Origin of the sequence: Methanobrevibacter millerae, from assembly GCF_001477655.1 — an archaeon.
In the GTDB taxonomy this organism is placed as follows: Archaea; Methanobacteriota; Methanobacteria; order Methanobacteriales; family Methanobacteriaceae; genus Methanocatella; species Methanocatella millerae_A.
The window spans coordinates 808,312-826,526 of record NZ_CP011266.1; the positions used below are offsets into that span (position 1 = coordinate 808,312).

Sequence of the window (18,215 nt, forward strand, 5' to 3'; positions counted from 1 at the left end):
CATCTGTTAACTATTCAAATGTGATATTTATGAATGATAAAACAAAACGTGCATTGGAAATTATAATGTTGAATTCTGGCAAAAATTTTAAAAAAATTGATAAAATATATTATAAACTTTCTGCTGAAGATTGCAAATTAATCAGACAGGAATTAAAAAAGGAATATCCATATTTTGATTTGATTAAATGGATGAATAATAACAAATAACTAATTTAATTTTTTATTATTTTCTTTTATTTTTTCTAAAATCTCTAGTTTATATGGCTTTATATTAATGGAATTTTCTTCATTTTCTGATAATCTATCAAAGCAATTGAATGATTCCTCTAAATTATTTATTCTTCTTAAAACTAATCCTTTATTAAATAATGCATATTTATAATTTTTCTTCAATTTTAGGCATTTATTGAAGTAATCTATAGATTCATCGTATTTGCTAAATAAAAATAATGTACATGCTTTGTAATTTAAAGTGCTGACGTCATTTTGATTAACGTTTAACAGATTATTCATTAATTTCAATGCTTTTTTTGGATTTTCATTAATCGCTAATTCTTTCAATGCTTGAATTTTTAATTTCTCTTTCATTGTTTTTTTAGATGTGGGTATTTCAAATATAAATTCATTAAATATAATATTATCTATTTCTTTAATCAATGCACGAACTGAATTTTTGCAACGTTCATCTTCAACTATTGCTTTTTCAAAAAATGTTAAAGCATCCCAGATTTTATCTTCATTCTTATAATCCAAACCCTTTTTAATACATCTATTAGCTTTTTTAGAATAATTATTATGCAAAGTATTAATATCTATAAGTTCAAAAATTTCATTTTTAAAAATAGATACAATTTTATTCATTTCACAGTCCATTCCAATGGCTTTATTAAAATAATAAATTGCGTTCTGATAATCCTTTTTATTTTTTAATATTATTCCTTTATTGATTAATGCAGAGGTATTTTCACTAATGGTCAGTGATTTATCAAAACACTTTTCGGCATCATCAAAATTATTTAATTTTATCAATGCTGATCCTTTACCGTTCAATGCATCGATATTATTAGGTTCATTTTCAAGTATTTCATTAAAAATTTTTAATGCTTCTTCACTATTGTTTTGTAATAATAGTATGGCTTTATCAATTTTTTTTTGAATACTTTTGTTAAACATGTTATCAGTGTTTTTATTTTTATAACATGTCGTTATTAAATCACATAAAGGAATTTATTGTAAAGTGTTTACTTTATATTTGATTTTTGATTATTGAAAATAATGTATATTATTTGATATTTTTCTATAAATAAAATTAAATAAAGATTATATATCTATATTTTATTTAATTAATTATTATTTTAATTGAATATATTTTACATATTTTTTTATAAGAAATTCATTTTTTCTAAAAATAATTGGAAATTATTATATATATTTATCATAAATAGATATTATTGTGTTATTTAATTGAGGATAAATATAATATCTTTTTTAATATGGGGTTTTAACATGGAAAATTTAGAAGCCGTTAAATCTGCGATATTGGGGTTGGATGATGAAAATAGCACATCTAGTAAAATAGCTGCTGTTAATAATAAAGTTCGATTGTCAATATTGGAAATTTTAAGAAATTTTTATAATTGTGGTCATTCTGAAAATAATGTCTTTAAAAAAAATCCACTTTATTCACGTGAAATCAATTCAATACTTTTGAATAATTATGGTATTAATATCACCCCACAGATGTTGGGCCAACATATAAAACAGCTTATCGAAGCGGATTTAATTGAAGAAGTCTCTATTAAAAAAGAGGTTCCTAATAAAATTGGTCGAAGAAAGGTGAAAGGATATGTTTTAAAAAATGATGCCTTTGATAATATTTTTTTGGATATAAATTTCCTGTCTGATGAGCTTTTATCATTCTTTGGATTATATAAAATTAATCAAAAATTTAATGATGGTGAACACTGTGTTTTAACAATATTTAATGGTATGGATAAAGGAAAAACATTTAAAATACATAAAAATGAAACAATTTTAGTTGGACGAAAAGGTGATTTTAAAGAATGTGATTTGGCTTCTTTTACAATTCTTTTGGATAATAGTTATAGGAGTGTCTCCAATGTATCCAAACCACATTTAAAACTCTTTTTTAACCATGATTCATGGTGTATTGTGGATAATAATAGTTCAAATGGAACTTTTCTCAATGATAAACTGGTTAAGAAGGGTATTGTTACAAAATTAGAAAAAAATTCCTTTTTAAAATTATCTAAAGGTGATGGTGGAGCTGTTATTTATTGTTCCTATTAATTAAATGTTCATTAACAAAAAAACAGAAAAACTATGTATTTAGATTAATATTAGATTTAACATATCGTGTATATTTTTTAATGGATGGAGGTTTTACATGAGTAAATTGGAAAATATTGAAACAGAACTTGTTGATTTAAATGATTCAAAAATAATATCTACTAAATTGGCTGCAGTAAATAATAATGTTAGATTTTCTATTTTAGAAATTTTACGTGATTTTCAGGTTACATTTAATGAAAAAAATACTAATTTTAAAAAAGAGCCACTTTACTATCGTGAAATAAATAGTTATCTTGCAGATAATTATAATATCAATATTACTCCTCAAATGTTGGGTCAACATTTAAAACAGTTGTTAAAAGCAGATTTGATAGAAGAAGTTAATGTTAAAAAAGAAATTCCTAATAAAGTTGGTCTTAGAACAGTTAAAGCATATAAACTAAAAGAGGATGCATTTGAAGATTTATTTTTGGATATAAATTTTTTATCCGATGAATTGTTATACTTTTTTGATTTGTATTGTGTTAATCAAAAGTTTAAAGATGATGAATGTTGTGTTTTAACAATATTTAATGGTGTCGATAAAGGTAAATCATTTAAAGTTAATAATGATGAAACTGTTTTAATTGGAAGAAAAGACAACTTTGAAAATAGTGATTTTTCTTCTTTGGTGGTTCTTTTGGATAATGATTATGTCAGTGTTTCTAGCATTTCAAAGCCTCATTTAAAAATATTTTATGAAGATGATTTTTGGTATGTTTTGGATGAGGCAAGTACAAATGGAACATTTGTTTCAGGAAAAAAGATTCCGCAAGGTATAGCTACAAAATTAAAAAATAATTCCTTTTTAAAATTATCTCGGGGTAATGGTGGAGTGGTTATTTATTGTTCCTTTTAATTTTGCACATTATTTATTCGGTGAGTTAATTGGATTTTAATGAATCAAAACTAATGGTAGAAGAATTTTTTAATGGACAGTATGAAGTCAAAAAATTCTTGGGAGAAGGATCTTTTGCAGAAGTTTACTTGGTCAAACATGTTTTTTTAGATGACTTACGTGCAATGAAAGTAATTAAACAGCCATTAAATGAAAATTTTGATAATAAAAATGTTTTTAATGAAGTAATGCTTGCAACTCAGTTAAGGCATCAAAATATTATTAGTATTTATGATGCAGGAATAATTTCTCAAGATTCTGGAATAAATAAGGCTTATTTTGTAATGGAATATGTTCCTGGGGGAGATTTACAACAGTATCTTAATTCTTTCATAAATTCAAATCTTTCATTGTCAGTTCATCGATGCTTAAATTTAATGAAACAAATTCTTCAAGGATTAAATGTATTGCATTCATCAAATCCAGTTATTGTTCATAGGGATTTAAAATTAAATAATATTTTATTGAGTTATAACGAATGTGGAGATATTGTAATTAAAATCTCCGATTTGGGTTTTGCAAAAGAAGTAAGTACTGAAATTTCAGATATTGATGTTGCAGGTACACGGCCATATATGGCTCCAGAGTCATTTAGAAAAGTTATTTCAACAGCAACTGATATTTATGCAGTAGGTGTTATTTTTTATCAGTTATTAACTAATAATTATCCTTATGATATTGAGAAATTTAGTTTGGAAGAAATTATTCGGGGAAAGCCTTGGAATGTTTCTTTAAAAGCTCCGAGTGACTATAATGATAATGTTCCTAAGAAATTAGATGAAATTGTCTTTAAATCTTTAGATTCAAATCCTGAAAATAGGTATCAAAATGCATCAGAATTTTTAGATGATATTGAATTAATCATGACTGAATTTTCAGATGATAAAATCCCAATCATTAAAGAGGATTATGTTGATGAAAATTCTGAATATATTATTAATGAAAATCTTAAAAAGGCTTTTAAGCTTGCAAAATGTGAAAATAGATTAAATGATGCTATTGAAATATTGGAAAAGGAAATAATTGGAAATTATGATGTTCGTCAGTGTTATGGTGAAACTTTACGGATGTGGAAATCTAAGCGTCCTGACCTTAAATTAATTTCAAAGGCTTTTAGTATAAACTTGAGGGGCGATAATTATGTGTTATCGTCTAATCTTTTAAAAGAAGCTATTGCATATAATCCTGGGATGAAGAATAAATATGGTCATTATCTTGAATTGTGGAGAATATTCATTGATTTGTCAAAATATGGTAATTTAATAAAAGCAGTAATGTCTCTTGAGGAGCTGATGGATTCAAATAATGAGATTAATGAAGGTTATATTAATATTATTGATATATTGAAAACATTTTCTATAGATGTAATGGTCAATGAATCGATTCGTTTAGTGAATTTAAACAATCTTGATGATGGAAGTAAATTGATGGAGTTTGCGATTGTTTGTGATTCAAGGTTAAAATCAAAATATGCTTATAAACTTTCATTATGGAAACAGAATATGAATTTGCATTTCAAGACAATAAATGATTTTAATAATTGCAATACGGTTGATTATGCAATTGATTTAGGTACTGTTGATTCTACAGTAGCATATTGTAATAATGGTAATCCAATAATTATAAAAAATTATAAAACAGGTAATGAAATTACTCCATCGGCTATTTTAATTGATGAGGAGAATAATCTTAAAGTAGGAGAAATTGCTAGAACTGAAATAATAAATAATTCAAAAAATGCCGTATCTGAATTTAAAGGCAATATGGGGTTTTCCATTCCATTTAAATTTGAAAAATCATCAAGGGTTTTGTTTCCAGAAGAGCTATCTGCAGAAGTTTTAAAAGAATTAAGAGTATCTGTTTTTAATCAATGTCGTGTAAATCTTGAAGATGTTGTTATTTGTTGTCCTGCAAATTCGAATCCTATGAAAACAAAAGCGATTAATGATGCTATAGACCTTGCGGGTTTTAAATCACATAATCTTATTTTGGAGCCAATTGCCGTAGCTTTTGCATATAATTTAAAATCCTCCCATAAAGATAATGGAATATGGATGATTTATGATTTAGGTGGTGGTACATTTAATGTATCTCTTATTGAAGACAACGGGGATGAAATTGAAAAACTTGCAACTACTGGTTTAGATAATTTGGGTGGAAAAACATTAGATTGGAAAGTTGTAGAAGATATTTTCATACCAAAAATTAGTATGGATTTAAATTTAAATGATTTTAATTTGAATAATTCCAAATATTCTGAAATATTTTCAAAACTTAAGACTGCTGCAGAAAAATCTAAAAAAGATTTGTCTATTTCAACAAAATCCAATATATGTATAAATAATCTTTTTGATAATTATGATTTCATATTTACTTTAACTAGGGATGACTTTAAGGAAGTAATTTGTCCTTTGATTAAAGTTACATTAGATTTATGTAAAAACTTATTAAATGAAAAGGATTTTTCAAGCAAGGACATTGATAAAATTATTTTGGTGGGGGGATCTTGTTTAAGTCCTGTTGTTAAGGATTTGATTAAAGAAGAATTTGATATTCCACTTGAATATAGTATTGACCCATTAACAGTTGTTGCAAAAGGTGCAGCTATTTATGCAGGCACTATAGAGAAAACTATAATTGAAACTACTGTAAATGAATTTTCATTGATATTGAACAAAGAAAAAGATATTATTTCGGGCAGAGCATTCGCTTCAGATAATAAATTCTCATTTTTAGGATTTGATATAGAATTTTTAAATCAAAAAACGGCGGAATCTTTAAAAATACCTTTAAACATTGATGGGGAGTTTATGGTAAAATTAAAAGAGGGGGATTATTCAATAAATATTTATGATTCTGGTGATATCGTAAATATTGATGAAAAATCACCTAATCAATTAATATCTGGTGAAATGTTAATTCCATATTTTAAACATACTTTTAGCTTAAAATATAGTGAAATAACCTATAAGAAATTATTTAAGCAATATATTGAATTATTAAAACAGGTTAATTTTTTAAAAGAAAATGATTCATTTAATGAAAATGATATTTTGGAATATATTGAAAGGATGTTTGAAATAGCTCAAAAAGATAAAAGAGCGCTTAATCAAGTAGAAATTTATTTAAATTATATCAAGAAAACATCTTCGGATTTGTTAAATAATCTTAATTTTTCTAATCTTTTGGATAATGTCATTAATAAGATAAATATTGCTAAAAGAGATAGTTTATTTTATGTTGATGATTTGAAAGATAAACTTAAATTGGCTGTTGATGATAAAGATATCAATATTTTAAATGATATTCATTATCAATTGATTGAAAGATATGTTTTGTTAAATAAAAACGATGTAATTAAGGAATGTTTTTTTAATTTAATTTATGATGGTATATACTCCCAATATCCTGATGAATTAATAAAAAGGGCTATTGCTGCTATTAATGATTCAGATTATAATTTATTGAGTGTTTTGGTCAATGAGTTATATGAACTTGATGGTAGAAATTCTCTGTTGGATAAATAAAAAACTTTAATTGACTTATATGTTTTTAAATGGCATATATAGAATATATGATTATTATGACTAAAAAGGATACAAAATCTACAATAATATTAAACAACATTAAATCAGATGATTTTTTAGATTTTAGTTCTTCGTATGATTTAAAACAGATAATTGAAGTATTAAGTAAAATAATGGATGATTGATATTGAATATTATGATAATCTTGGAATTATGTAAATATATGATTTTTGAATGAAATAGTGATTTCGTTGCTTTTAGGTGATTTTATTCCAGATATTTAAAAGATTTAATAATTGGTGCTTAAAATGGATGAGAAAAGTTTAAAAAGTTATGTAAATGATTTTTTTGATGAATTGATTTTATATGATGATTATAATAATAATCATTATTATAAAGATTTGTTAAAGGCAGGAATCGATGTATTTTTGGATAATGAAAATTCATATAATGCATATGAAATTTATAGGACATTTTTCATGATATATCAAATTACTGCAGAAGATAAATCCACTAAAAGCTCAGACAAAATTTCGATTACTAAAGAGCCAAATACTCTTCTTAATTTAGTAAGAATAATGAAAAAATATGAAGAAAATACTGGTGATTTGGTTGAAAAGCAAAGAGATCATTTTATTCACTCGATTAATGTTTTTCTTTTAGGTTTGGCCATTTATTCTCAAAATAAAAATTATAGAAATTACTTTAAACAGTATATTTTGAGAAGTCCATATGAAAAATATTATAAAATAAATGATGAATTTTCTCATGAAGAATTTTTATATCGTTGGGGTATAGCTTCTCTTTTCCATGATATAGGTTATCCTGTTGAAATTATTGGAAAACAATTAAGTAAATTTATTAATGGGGGTATTAAGTCTATTTCAAGCAGTTATGGTGTAGATACCGCAATTGATTTTAAAGATTTCAATGAGTTTAATACTATTATAAAAATAGACCCTGATTTTTCAGATAACTATACTGATGTTTTTCCAAAATCCAAGTTTTTAAACTTATTTAAGCCTACTGACATCATGGCTCATAAAATTGGGACAGATTTTACGGAAATTGATGTAAATGATGTGGCAAAACATCTTGATTCTTTTGTTGATATTATGGGGGAAAACGGATTTTTGGATCATGGGTTTTTCTCATCTATTCTGGTTTTAAACTCATATGGTTATTTAATTCAAAAATATGCTAAAAACCATGATTTTTTCTTTTATCCGATTGTAGATAGTGCAACAGCTATTTTATTGCATAATTACTATAGAAATGTGTTGCAGAAAAAACCTTTTAATTTAAAACAGTTGCATCCTAGTAATTCTCCATTGGCATTCTTATTAATTTTATGTGATGAGCTTCAGGAGTGGAACAGGCAACCATTTGGGGTTATGGATAAAAAGAGAAGTCATGTTAATGATTTGATTTTAACAATTGATGATAGGGGAATGGATGTGGAATATGTTGTTAGGAGTGGTTCTATTGGACTTGGATTTTCTGAAGATAAGTTGGAGTTGCTTAAAAATGTTTTATCAATTTCCAGCATTTTTGAATTAGGTTTAAGGATAATTACAGATATTAAACAAGATGATGTTTTAAGAGAAATTGTTTACTCTGAAGCTGAAGCTCCAGATATTTTGCTTAGAAATGTTGAAAAATTAGCTATTAATATTCATCAGCACTATTTGAACTCTATGGAGGAAGAATATAAACAAAGGGATGCTGATAATAGGCTTGATGATGAATTTCTTAGAAAATATGGAGATTTGTCTTCTTATGATGAATTGTCTCCACAACTTAAAATAGCTAATATACGGCAGGCAAGGTCAATTCCACTTAAATTAAATATTATTGGATGTGAGCTTGCAGACTTGTCTGATGAAAGACTCGCTATTACTGAGTTTTTAGAAGATGAAGTGCTTGATTTGGCTATATTTGAACATAATGAATGGTGTAAGGAGAAAATACGTACCGGATGGGTTTATGGTGAGGTGAGGGATGATTCTAAATTGATTCATGATTGTTTGGTTCCTTGGGAGGATTTAACTCCTGAAATGCAGAAATTGGATATTGATCCAGTTAGGAATATTCCTTCTTTAGTTGATTCATTAGGACTTAAGATTGTACGATCAAAACAGAGATTGCTTACCTTTGAAATGCATAAATTTTATACTCAAAAAGATGATTTTGATGAATTGCCTGATTATATAAAATATTCTAACTATAAACAGACTGACTTTTTAGTTAAAATATTGGCTGAACTTGGTTATGAAATGGTTGATACAGCATCTAAAGAAAATGCCATTGTTTCATTTGATGAAGATGAAATTAATTATTTGGCTAAAAGAGAACATGCTGCTTGGTATAAGCTTAAAATTAATTTAGGTTGGAAATATGGTTCTATTAAAGATGAAAATGAAAAAACTAATCCTAATTTAATTCAATGGGATGAGTTGGATTATAATATTCAAGAACTGAATAAGAAGACATTTAGGGATTTGCCTGTTTTATGCCAAAATGTTGGTTTAAAAATTGTTAAAAACTAATTTTTTTAATTTATTTTTTATTTTTTATATACTTTTCAATTTTTAATGTAAATTTTATTTAATATAATTTGTAAATAGTTTATATAATTGAGGTGGGATTATGAGTATCAAAACAACAAATAATATCAAAGATTATGTTGATGATTTTTTTGATAATTTAGAATTATATGATGATTATAAAAATAATCATGATTATAAAGGTATTTTAAAATCAAGTATTGATGTATTTCTTAATTATGAAAATGATTATACTGCTAAAGAGGTTTACCATAATTTTTTCATGATATATCAAATCACTCCTGAAAGGAAATCTAAGGAAAAATATAATGATAATAAACTTGTAAGTGAACCAAATACTCTTTTGGATTTGGTTGAAACTATGGAAAAATATGAAAAAAATACTGGGATGTTAATTGAAAGGCAAAGGGATCATTTTATTCACTCGGTTAATGTTTTTATTTTAGGTTTGGCTATTTATTCTCAAAATGAAAATTATCGGGAAGTATTTAAAGAGTATATTGAAACAAGCAAATATGGAAAATATTATAAAACTGAGAGTGGAGAATTATCTCATGAAGAGTTCTTATATCGTTGGGGTATAGCTTCTTTGTTCCATGATATAGGTTATCCTTTTGAAATTATTGGAAAGCAGTTAAATAAATTCATTAATGATGGTGTTAAATCAATTTCTAATGCTTATGATGTAAATGTTACTATTGATTTTGAAGATTTTGATGAATTCAATTCTATTGTAAAATTATCTCCTTATTCTTTTGCAGATGATTATCGTGAAGATTATCCTGAATCAAAAGTTTTGGATTTATTCAAGCCTACTGAAATAATGGCTCATAAAATTTCTAGAGATTTTGATTTTGATAAGGAAAAGTTTAAACTATTATTGTCTCACTTAAACAATTTTGTTACTTATATGAAAAAGAATAATTTCATTGACCATGGATTTTATTCTTCAATTCTGGTTTTAAACTCTTATGGTAGTTTAATCCAAAAATATGGTAGAAATAATAGTTATTTTTTCTATCCTATTGTGGATAGTGCAACAGCTATTTTATTGCATAACTATTACAATAAAACATTACAGGAGGAACCTTTTTGTGAAAAAGAATTATCCTGTGAAAAAAATCCTATTGCATATCTATTGATTTTATGCGATGAGCTTCAGGAGTGGAACAGGCAACCATTTGGACTTATAGATTTAAAGAAATCTCATGTCAATGATTTGATTATTGAAATTGATGATGAGATGATAAAGGTTGAATATAAATTAAATAATGGTTCGATGGGTCTTGGATTTTCAAAAGATAAACAGGAATTCATTGAAAGTGTTTTGGATATGGGTGAAGACTCAGTATTTGAAAGAGGAATTTCTATCAAAACTACTGTTAATGATGATGTTGAATTGGCAGTTATGAGGGGCATTGACTTTTCCGATATTGAAACTCCTGATATGTTGATTAGAAATATTGAGTTGTTAGCAAAGAAAATTAATGAGCAATATAATGTCTCACTCAAAGAGGAATATGAAAGAAAATCTAAGACAAATGATGTCGATGAAAATTTACAGAACAGGTATGATGCTTTGTGTGAGTTTAATGAGTTGTCTTCTGATTTAAAATTGTCTAACATCAGACAGGCAAAATCAATTCCTATGAAGTTAAATATGATTGGTTGTGAGATTGTTAATAAATCTGATGAACGAGAACCTATTTTAGAATTTTCAGATAAAGAATTAACGGATTTGGCAATTTTTGAACATAATGAATGGGTAAAAGAAAAAGAGAATACTGGTTGGATTTTGGGTGATAAAAAAGATGAAGAAATGCGCACCACTCCATTTTTAGTTCCTTGGGAGGATCTTTCTGAGGATGATCAAAAATATGATAAGGATGCTATAAGAAACATCCCTGCTCTTTTAGATTCCATTGGTTTAAAAGCCGTGAATAGTAAGATTAAAATTCTCACATTTAAAATGCATGAGGAATATCTTAAAAGGCATAACAACAATATTGGCGAAAATATTGATTCAGCAGAATTATTTGATGAATTGGATGATTATATTAAATTTTCAAATTATAAACAAGCTAAATTCAATATAAAACTTTTAAATGAACGAGGTTATGATTTGGTTCCTAGAACTGGTGAAGATTGGGATGATGAAGTTAAAAGTTTCAGTAAACGTGATTTGGAACATTTTGCAAAAAGAGAACACAAAGCATGGTTTAAACTTAAATCCGATTTGGGATGGAAATATGGGCCTAAAAGAGATGATGAAAATAAGATCAATCCTAATTTGCGCCCTTGGAAAAAATTGGATAAGAAAGTTCAAAATGATAACATGAAAACTTTTGAAGTTCTCCCAAGATTATGTGCTGATCCGGAGGTGAATCTTAAAATAGTAAAAAGTGAGTGATTAATTTTTACTCATTTTCATTTTTTAATGGATTGATTTGTTTTATATATTAAATTTACAATAATTGAGGATATTCATATTTTGATTGTAAAAAATTCTGTATTTTTAAAAAGTTTATTACCATTCCATCATCTTCATAATATTATAGTATTTTCTTAAAGTTTTTACCATTATTTGTGGCACGGATACTTTTCATTTGCTCTATTTGGTTTTATTTAAATATTTTATTTTGATTATATAATTATTGTATTATTTTTTAGGGAATTTTTGTTTTCTAAAATAAATTGATTTAAAAATAAATATCAAAATGGAGCGTAATTTTTTTCACGGTTAATGTTGTAAATAAAGGTTTAAAAGTGGAAATTCTTCCTGATAAAAATATGGCACAGGTATTAAATCAAAATATTGGTAATTAACTATTTATAGGGAATAATATGCTTTCAAGATACAATGATTTATATAAGTTGTTTTCTTGTCATGATTGTCCTTTAAATCTCAATTTAAATGCTATTTTAAAGATGTTAAAACAGGAGCACACATTTTTATGTGAAGGTGAGTTTACAAGTCAACAACACGTAAAAAAATATCGTAAATTATTAAAATCTTCAAAAATCAACAAATATAACCATTAAAAAAGAAAACGGAAAATACTATGCCATAATAAAACATTATTACAAGTGGTAATGAATTAAAACACACTGGAAAAAAATATGGGTATTGATTTAGGAATAAAAAATCTGGCAACACTATCCAACGGCCAAGAAATGGCCAATCTCGACCTAAAACACAAAAATCAGATGATAAAAAAATACCAAAAAAACTATCCAGACAAAAATACATGGGAAAAACTATCAAAAAACACTAAAAAAATACCATGAATAGCTAAACAGAAAAAACAACAAAACACAAAATGCATGACATCAACGCCACAAAAAACATCTTAAAAGAAGGATTAAGAATACAAAAAAACCATACAACTGTGTGAAAAAAATATTTTTCACTGAACCAGTAAGTCAATGGGAGATAGCTTGGTAAATCTTAATACACAAGTATTAACAGTCCAAGAATAATTTTACAAAAATGGTACAAGCATTACGTAAAAGATTATATAGGATAAATTTGCATAAACATTATATAAGATAAAAAACTAACTTTAAGTAATTAAAATATTATGGGGGATAATCATTATGTCAGCATCAGATATTGGTAATAATGTTATTTTCAAAAAACAATTAGGATTAAATTATGAAATTGACCAAAAATATGTTGGTTTAAAAATGAAAGAGAATAATATTTTATCTGTTAATTTCAGAATTCCTGGAGATTTGAAAGATGAAGTGGAAGGGTACTTTAAAAGGTTTAAAATGGGTGAACCAATTTTAGTTGATATCGGTGGAACTGGTGATATCAGATGTGATTTTAAAGGAATTTCTCCAGTGTTAAAAAACAAAAATGAATTGGATCAATATTTCATTTCCGTAACTTTGCAGGAAGACAAAACATATGACCCTATTGAAGAGGAAAAGTGTGAAACCTGCAGTGGATGCGGTTTCCATTAATCATTTAACTCTTTTTTAAACCAATTTATTGTTTCTTTTAGTTGATTTTCAAAGTTTTCACTATCAACTTCATAGTTTATTTTTTTCATTTCGCTTACATCAGCAAGTGAGTGTTTAATATCGCCTTGACGTTCAGGCAGGTATTTGGCTTCAATATCTGTTCCTAATGTTTTTTTGATAATGTTGTACAGTTTATTTATCGTAATTTTTTTGCCTGAAGCCACATTGACTATTCCATTATATTCGCATTTGCATGATTTGATGTTGGCCTTTACAACATCTTTTACATAGATGAAATCTCTTGTTTGCTCACCGTCACCGTAGATTTCCGGCGGGATACCTTCAAGCAGGTCACTTATGAAATTGGGTATTACTGCTGCATATTGTGAATTCTTGTCTTGTCTTGGTCCGAATACATTGAAATATCTTAAGCTAACATAACTTAGGTCGTAGGCTTCGTGATATGTTTTCAGATATAGCTCGCAGCTTGCCTTTGATGCTGCATATGGTGATTTTGGTTGAGGATATTCGTTTTCTTTTAGTGGTATGTTTTCATTGTCCCCATATACTGATGAAGATGAGGAAAATATGATTTTTTTAACATTATTGGCTTTGCATGCATCCAATAGTTTTATTGTTCCAATTAAGTTGTCTCTTGTACATTTTTCAGGATTATCAATACTTAAGGGAACGCTTGCCATAGCCGCAAGGTGAAAGACATAGTCAACATTTTTCAACACTTCATTTAAGTTGACATCATTAATGTCTTTTTCGATAATGGTTAGGTTTTTGTGGTCAGGATTTTCTAAATTATTAACTTTTCCAGAAGACTTGTTGTCTATAATAATAACTTTATTTTCATTGATTAACTCATCTGCAATATGAGAACCGATAAATCCTAGTCCTCCGGTTATTAATACATTTTTATCTTTCATAAGACCACAAAAAATTTTATTTTTTTAATTGACTATTAATTTTGTATTTATTTATTATTTTTAAGTAATAACATTTATATATTTTTTTGATTATAAATTTATATATTATATTATAATATAAAAGAGGGAGTCTTAATATGTTGAATTTAGTTCATTTTACTGTAAACGCATTGGCGGCCGCTAACGTTTATGGTCTTGCTAATATAACAATCGGGTATTCTGATATAATCTTAGCTTATATTGTAGCTATTGTTGTATCCATCATTGTTGCATTGCTTTTAAGAGTTCCGTTATTGCCATCGGATAGGTATTCCTTTGATGTTAGTGCAATTTATCCAACTCCAATTTTTGCAATAGGCATATTGTCATTGTTTTTGGTTTTGAATTACACTTTTGCATTTAACGGACTTTTACTTGCTGCAATAATTGGTGTTTGTTCTGGTTTGTTCGTAAAATATTTATTTTATTATATATTCCCGTCTCCATCACAGGATGGTGATATGAATGAATGAAGTGTTGGGAGTAATACTTGCAGCAATTATCTGTTGGTTGAATTTTGTAATTGTTGATACTTATTTCGGACTTCCTGAACAGCCGGGAGTTAAAGGGGCTCGTATTATAGGTGAATCAATTAAGAAAAGAAATGGAGATATTGCTGGTGGATTTTTCCAAGGAAATATTTTATGTTCTCCGGATGCATCTGCCGGTACATTGTTGGCATCTGTTGGATATTTGGTTTTAGGTATTCCTGGAGGTATCATTGCGGCATTTTTTGTTTTAATTGGAAATAGATTATGTGCTGATCCGGGTTATGCAGGAACTGTTGGTTCATTAACCACTACACTACTTATTTTCATATTTTCATTTGTCGGATTGACTCCGGAAATGTTTATTGTAGGTATGGTTATTGCAATCTTAACTGTCCAAGGTATTGATCAAGTTAGGGCATCTATCATTCTTGGTAAGATAGCTGAAAAATTTAATAGACATGCTAAAGAGTGATATTTTATGTATGTGGAAATTATTGGTGTAATTTTAATATTTGTTTCTTTAAGAGCATTGATAACAAAAAATAGGGCAGAAAGATTATTATATCTGAATGTCATCGGATTTGGTGTATCCGCACTAATTGCTCTTGTAATCAACACACCATTTGCTCTTATAGTTGCAGCAGCATTCTTTATTTGTTCTACAATCAGTGCAAATGCAATTGCATACACCTTAAAAAAATTGGATGAGGAAATCATTTTGGATTGAGGGGATTGTATGGAGTTTGTAGTATCTATAATTGCAATTGCATTAATGATTATTGGTGCTTTAGGTATCATTTTGCTTAAAAAACCTATGGACAAGGTAATAATGTTTTCAATCCTTGATGCAGGTTTTTTATTGACTGTAGTTTTATTCAAATATTTGGATGTAGCTTTATTTATCGCATTGTCTGGTCCTTTATCAACATTAGTATTTATAATGGCTATTGTTAAGATAAAAGAAATCAGGTCTAAAAAAGTAGAAAGTGGTGAGATACATGATTAGTGTTCAGTTATTTTTCTATTTTGGAATATTTTTAGCTATTGTTGGTAGTTTAGCTACTGCATGGGGTCCTGGCGTTAAAGACCCTATAGTAAGAACATTCAATACTGAAGTGGCATCCATCGGTGTCTGTCTGGTATTGTTATCATATAATCATGTTTTAGCTTTATTAACATTAGTTGCAACAACAGTTGTCATTACTTTAATATTATTTAGAGCTATCATTCGTTTAGAAGAAATGGGGGCAGATGTATGAGAATAGGTAAGATTTGGAATAAATTAGCTGATCCGAAAAATGTTCCTCGTTTGTTCGCATTCTGTTTAGGAATCATTTTGGTTGTTGGTTTTGTTGTTCCTATGGCTTTAAATCCTGACCAGTTATACACAAGACCTGCACCTCAAGTTCAGGTTGATGAAGGTCTTGCAATAGCGCCTTATGACAGAGGTGGAGAAGTATTGAGTGAACCTGGAAATATAAAGCCACAATATCCTGACAATTCCAAAGAATTGGGTATGATTACAGGTTATATGTCTCCTCTGGCTGAGTGGATTTCTTCAATATCTCCATATTTCGGTACTTCAATTTATTCATCTCCTGGTGGACTTATTGATGAAGTATTGTATTATACCAGAGGTTTTGATACCATTTTGGAATCTTCCATATTGATGATGGCATTTATCATTGCTTCATGGTTGGCTATTAACTATACGATGAACAGAAGAGACATTGAAAAAGACCTTAAAAAGGCAGCTAACGATTCAGCTAACGTTGCTCGTGAAGTAAAGATTAATGATGAAAAAGCCAGGTCTAAACAGTTAAGGAGGGATAACTGATGGTATTCATACCGTCCTATGTTCCGGCTGAATTCTTATCAATGTATTTGCCGGCTATTTATGCAGGTTTAATCGTTGGTTTCATCGGGTCAATGGCAATAGCAATGAGAAGAGAAGAAATTCATATTCTTATCTTAACTGACTTGATAGGCCTTGCAATGATTTTTGTCGTATCTGCAGTTGGTACTGACTTGGCAGAAGCATTGATTTTGCCTGGTTTGGTTGTTGAACTGGCTGAAACTTTAGCAATTTCTGAAATATTGCTTTCAAGAGAAATGCATAAGATTGATGCAGATCCGCGCAGGAACTTGACAAAGGCGACTTCACTGTTTCCTCAGCCATTTGCGTTGGACATGGAAATCATGACTACTGCTCCTAATTTCATAGCATTGGTATTAATTGCTTATGGAATATTCTTGACCGGATTTACTGGTGGGGCAGTTGCCGGTGGAGGAATAGTATTATATGCATTATCTAAAAAGGCAAGAGGACTTCCTGTTTTAATACTGGATGGAATTGCTGGTGTTTCAGGTATTGCATGGTGTTTATGGATTATCGGATTTGTATTATTCTTTGTTGCTCCAAACATGTGGGTACTTAGTTTATTCTTGGCAGCTTGTGGATTATTATTAAAAGTAGCTTCAAAAGTTGGTTTAATTGGACTACTTATGAGAGAGGACATTGATAAGGAGTAGTGGTAAAATGGATTTTGTTACACTTGGAGGAAATTTATTAGGAACAATACCATTAGGAGACATTGTATTATATGTCACACCACTTAACCTGTTCCTGTTTGCAGTAATGCTTGTATTTACATTGCTTATTGCAATCAGTAAAACTGAAACACAGGTAGAAGCTACATTTATGAAGCTTAATAATACTGATGTTAAAGTTGGTAAAAAGGAATTCAAACAAAGAAGATTTTTGGCAGTTATCTGTGGTATTGCTTCTGCAGGAGCAATGATTACTGGTGATTTGTTTAACTTCACATTATTCATGGCATTAATTGGTATTTTAAATATTGGTATCGTATCAGCTGTAAAGCAAACCAGTGTTTTAAACTCAGCATATCAATATGGTTTGATTGCTATGATGTGCAGTTTACCTTTATTTGGAGGAGCATCTATTATTCTTGCATCCGCAGGAACCTTAAGTCTTGCAGTGTTGTCACAAATGCCTGCAACTCCAATGGTTGTATTTGGTGCAGTTTTGATGTTGCTCGGTATATTGGGTGAAAGTGGAGTAGCACCTTTCTTTGCAAGTAAGGCAGAGATGTTCAGGACACCGGGTTCTCCATTTATTGTAATTATTCACTTAAGTTCTTTGTTTATTATTGTAAGGGCTGTTGAAATATTATTATTGGTATTATGGTAGTGAGAGTATGGTAAATAAAACTTTATGTAGTATATTATTAATTATATCAACAATAGCTATTCTTGCTTGCTTGGTTATAAACTTTGAAGCTTGGATTGTTTATTTGGTAGCTATTATTGGTATTCCTTTTTGGGTTTTATCTATTGGTTTACTTACCATGGCAAAACCTAGACCGGAAGATGAAGAAGAAAGGGTGAAAGAACCGTTTACTGGATATTAGTGGT

At 28.2% G+C, this 18,215-nt stretch carries 21 protein-coding genes; 19 read left to right on the top strand and 2 right to left on the bottom strand.

The window, feature by feature from the left end; genetic code table 11:
* The first annotated feature begins 29 nt into the window (after nt 1-29).
* Nucleotides 30-209, top strand: coding sequence for a hypothetical protein (locus tag SM9_RS03460; RefSeq protein ID WP_058738810.1), 180 nt, complete (start codon nt 30-32; stop codon nt 207-209).
* Here SM9_RS03460 and SM9_RS03465 read toward each other — a convergent pair whose 3' ends face one another.
* Nucleotides 210-1,175, bottom strand: a complete 966-nt coding sequence (locus SM9_RS03465; protein WP_058738811.1) for a tetratricopeptide repeat protein — start codon at nt 1,173-1,175, stop codon at nt 210-212.
* A 333-nt stretch (nt 1,176-1,508) separates the two neighbouring features.
* On the opposite strand from SM9_RS03465, the gene SM9_RS03470 reads away from it, so the two are divergent.
* The 9 genes from SM9_RS03470 to SM9_RS03495 all read left to right on the top strand — a co-directional run bounded on the left by SM9_RS03470 (nt 1,509) and on the right by SM9_RS03495 (nt 13,315).
* Complete coding sequence (locus SM9_RS03470) at nt 1,509-2,312, top strand: FHA domain-containing protein (protein ID WP_058738812.1); 804 nt, start codon at nt 1,509-1,511, stop codon at nt 2,310-2,312.
* 97 nt (nt 2,313-2,409) lie between these two features.
* Nucleotides 2,410-3,213, top strand: a complete 804-nt coding sequence (locus tag SM9_RS03475; RefSeq protein WP_058738813.1) for an FHA domain-containing protein — start codon at nt 2,410-2,412, stop codon at nt 3,211-3,213.
* 29 nt (nt 3,214-3,242) lie between these two features.
* Nucleotides 3,243-6,779 (top strand): Hsp70 family protein, encoded by a 3,537-nt coding sequence (locus tag SM9_RS03480; protein ID WP_058738814.1) that lies wholly within the window; start codon nt 3,243-3,245, stop codon nt 6,777-6,779.
* Nucleotides 6,780-6,808: 29 nt separating this feature from the next.
* Nucleotides 6,809-6,964: a hypothetical protein gene (locus tag SM9_RS11915; RefSeq protein ID WP_157064651.1), complete on the top strand. Its 156-nt coding sequence runs from the start codon at nt 6,809-6,811 to the stop codon at nt 6,962-6,964.
* 123 nt (nt 6,965-7,087) lie between these two features.
* On the top strand, nt 7,088-9,328 hold the full coding sequence (locus tag SM9_RS03485) for a RyR domain-containing protein (protein WP_058738815.1): 2,241 nt from the start codon (nt 7,088-7,090) through the stop codon (nt 9,326-9,328).
* Between the two features lie 100 nt (nt 9,329-9,428).
* A complete protein-coding gene (locus SM9_RS03490; protein ID WP_058738816.1) occupies nt 9,429-11,756 on the top strand; it encodes a RyR domain-containing protein in 2,328 nt (775 codons plus the stop codon).
* A gap of 434 nt (nt 11,757-12,190) precedes the next feature.
* Nucleotides 12,191-12,388, top strand: a complete 198-nt coding sequence (locus SM9_RS11920; protein WP_157064652.1) for a hypothetical protein — start codon at nt 12,191-12,193, stop codon at nt 12,386-12,388.
* Nucleotides 12,389-12,466: 78 nt separating this feature from the next.
* Entirely contained in the window at nt 12,467-12,634 is a 168-nt protein-coding gene (locus SM9_RS11925) for a hypothetical protein (RefSeq protein ID WP_157064653.1), read from the top strand.
* A gap of 309 nt (nt 12,635-12,943) precedes the next feature.
* Nucleotides 12,944-13,315, top strand: coding sequence for a hypothetical protein (locus SM9_RS03495; protein ID WP_058738817.1), 372 nt, complete (start codon nt 12,944-12,946; stop codon nt 13,313-13,315).
* Here the strand turns inward: SM9_RS03495 and SM9_RS03500 are convergent.
* Entirely contained in the window at nt 13,312-14,250 is a 939-nt protein-coding gene (locus SM9_RS03500) for an NAD-dependent epimerase/dehydratase family protein (RefSeq protein ID WP_058738818.1), read from the bottom strand. The genes SM9_RS03495 and SM9_RS03500 overlap by 4 nt on opposite strands.
* 137 nt (nt 14,251-14,387) lie before the next feature.
* On the opposite strand from SM9_RS03500, the gene ehaA reads away from it, so the two are divergent.
* The 9 genes from ehaA to SM9_RS03545 all read left to right on the top strand — a co-directional run bounded on the left by ehaA (nt 14,388) and on the right by SM9_RS03545 (nt 18,211).
* Complete coding sequence (ehaA, locus tag SM9_RS03505; RefSeq protein WP_058738819.1) at nt 14,388-14,762, top strand: energy-converting NiFe hydrogenase A subunit EhaA; 375 nt, start codon at nt 14,388-14,390, stop codon at nt 14,760-14,762.
* Nucleotides 14,755-15,252, top strand: coding sequence for a hypothetical protein (locus SM9_RS03510; RefSeq protein WP_058738820.1), 498 nt, complete (start codon nt 14,755-14,757; stop codon nt 15,250-15,252). The genes ehaA and SM9_RS03510 overlap by 8 nt, the downstream gene beginning before the upstream one ends.
* A 6-nt stretch (nt 15,253-15,258) precedes the next feature.
* The gene (locus SM9_RS03515) at nt 15,259-15,507 is read left to right on the top strand and encodes a DUF2109 domain-containing protein (protein ID WP_058738821.1); all 249 of its coding nucleotides are present in this window, start codon (nt 15,259-15,261) and stop codon (nt 15,505-15,507) included.
* 9 nt (nt 15,508-15,516) lie between these two features.
* Complete coding sequence (locus SM9_RS03520) at nt 15,517-15,786, top strand: EhaD family protein (RefSeq protein ID WP_058738822.1); 270 nt, start codon at nt 15,517-15,519, stop codon at nt 15,784-15,786.
* Nucleotides 15,779-16,039, top strand: coding sequence for an EhaE family protein (locus tag SM9_RS03525; protein WP_058738823.1), 261 nt, complete (start codon nt 15,779-15,781; stop codon nt 16,037-16,039). The genes SM9_RS03520 and SM9_RS03525 overlap by 8 nt, the downstream gene beginning before the upstream one ends.
* Entirely contained in the window at nt 16,036-16,617 is a 582-nt protein-coding gene (locus tag SM9_RS03530) for an EhaF family protein (protein ID WP_058738824.1), read from the top strand. Before SM9_RS03525 ends, SM9_RS03530 begins: the two co-directional genes overlap by 4 nt.
* On the top strand, nt 16,617-17,312 hold the full coding sequence (locus SM9_RS03535; protein ID WP_058738825.1) for an EhaG family protein: 696 nt from the start codon (nt 16,617-16,619) through the stop codon (nt 17,310-17,312). Before SM9_RS03530 ends, SM9_RS03535 begins: the two co-directional genes overlap by 1 nt.
* Before the next feature lie 7 nt (nt 17,313-17,319).
* Nucleotides 17,320-17,991: a hypothetical protein gene (locus tag SM9_RS03540; protein WP_058738826.1), complete on the top strand. Its 672-nt coding sequence runs from the start codon at nt 17,320-17,322 to the stop codon at nt 17,989-17,991.
* 70 nt (nt 17,992-18,061) lie between these two features.
* Nucleotides 18,062-18,211 (top strand): hypothetical protein, encoded by a 150-nt coding sequence (locus SM9_RS03545; RefSeq protein ID WP_232299168.1) that lies wholly within the window; start codon nt 18,062-18,064, stop codon nt 18,209-18,211.
* Nucleotides 18,212-18,215: the final 4 nt, after the last annotated feature.

What these genes read in the sequence shown, in the direction of transcription:
- SM9_RS03460 (WP_058738810.1), top strand. Translation starts at nt 30, where the DNA reads ATGAATGATAAAACAAAACGTGCATTGGAAATTATAATGTTGAATTCT.
- SM9_RS03465 (WP_058738811.1), bottom strand. Translation starts at nt 1,175, where the DNA reads ATGTTTAACAAAAGTATTCAAAAAAAAATTGATAAAGCCATACTATTA.
- SM9_RS03470 (WP_058738812.1), top strand. Translation starts at nt 1,509, where the DNA reads ATGGAAAATTTAGAAGCCGTTAAATCTGCGATATTGGGGTTGGATGAT.
- SM9_RS03475 (WP_058738813.1), top strand. Translation starts at nt 2,410, where the DNA reads ATGAGTAAATTGGAAAATATTGAAACAGAACTTGTTGATTTAAATGAT.
- SM9_RS11915 (WP_157064651.1), top strand. Translation starts at nt 6,809, where the DNA reads ATGGCATATATAGAATATATGATTATTATGACTAAAAAGGATACAAAA.
- SM9_RS03485 (WP_058738815.1), top strand. Translation starts at nt 7,088, where the DNA reads ATGGATGAGAAAAGTTTAAAAAGTTATGTAAATGATTTTTTTGATGAA.
- SM9_RS03490 (WP_058738816.1), top strand. Translation starts at nt 9,429, where the DNA reads ATGAGTATCAAAACAACAAATAATATCAAAGATTATGTTGATGATTTT.
- SM9_RS11920 (WP_157064652.1), top strand. Translation starts at nt 12,191, where the DNA reads ATGCTTTCAAGATACAATGATTTATATAAGTTGTTTTCTTGTCATGAT.
- SM9_RS11925 (WP_157064653.1), top strand. Translation starts at nt 12,467, where the DNA reads ATGGGTATTGATTTAGGAATAAAAAATCTGGCAACACTATCCAACGGC.
- SM9_RS03495 (WP_058738817.1), top strand. Translation starts at nt 12,944, where the DNA reads ATGTCAGCATCAGATATTGGTAATAATGTTATTTTCAAAAAACAATTA.
- SM9_RS03500 (WP_058738818.1), bottom strand. Translation starts at nt 14,250, where the DNA reads ATGAAAGATAAAAATGTATTAATAACCGGAGGACTAGGATTTATCGGT.
- ehaA (WP_058738819.1), top strand. Translation starts at nt 14,388, where the DNA reads ATGTTGAATTTAGTTCATTTTACTGTAAACGCATTGGCGGCCGCTAAC.
- SM9_RS03510 (WP_058738820.1), top strand. Translation starts at nt 14,755, where the DNA reads ATGAATGAAGTGTTGGGAGTAATACTTGCAGCAATTATCTGTTGGTTG.
- SM9_RS03515 (WP_058738821.1), top strand. Translation starts at nt 15,259, where the DNA reads ATGTATGTGGAAATTATTGGTGTAATTTTAATATTTGTTTCTTTAAGA.
- SM9_RS03520 (WP_058738822.1), top strand. Translation starts at nt 15,517, where the DNA reads ATGGAGTTTGTAGTATCTATAATTGCAATTGCATTAATGATTATTGGT.
- SM9_RS03525 (WP_058738823.1), top strand. Translation starts at nt 15,779, where the DNA reads ATGATTAGTGTTCAGTTATTTTTCTATTTTGGAATATTTTTAGCTATT.
- SM9_RS03530 (WP_058738824.1), top strand. Translation starts at nt 16,036, where the DNA reads ATGAGAATAGGTAAGATTTGGAATAAATTAGCTGATCCGAAAAATGTT.
- SM9_RS03535 (WP_058738825.1), top strand. Translation starts at nt 16,617, where the DNA reads ATGGTATTCATACCGTCCTATGTTCCGGCTGAATTCTTATCAATGTAT.
- SM9_RS03540 (WP_058738826.1), top strand. Translation starts at nt 17,320, where the DNA reads ATGGATTTTGTTACACTTGGAGGAAATTTATTAGGAACAATACCATTA.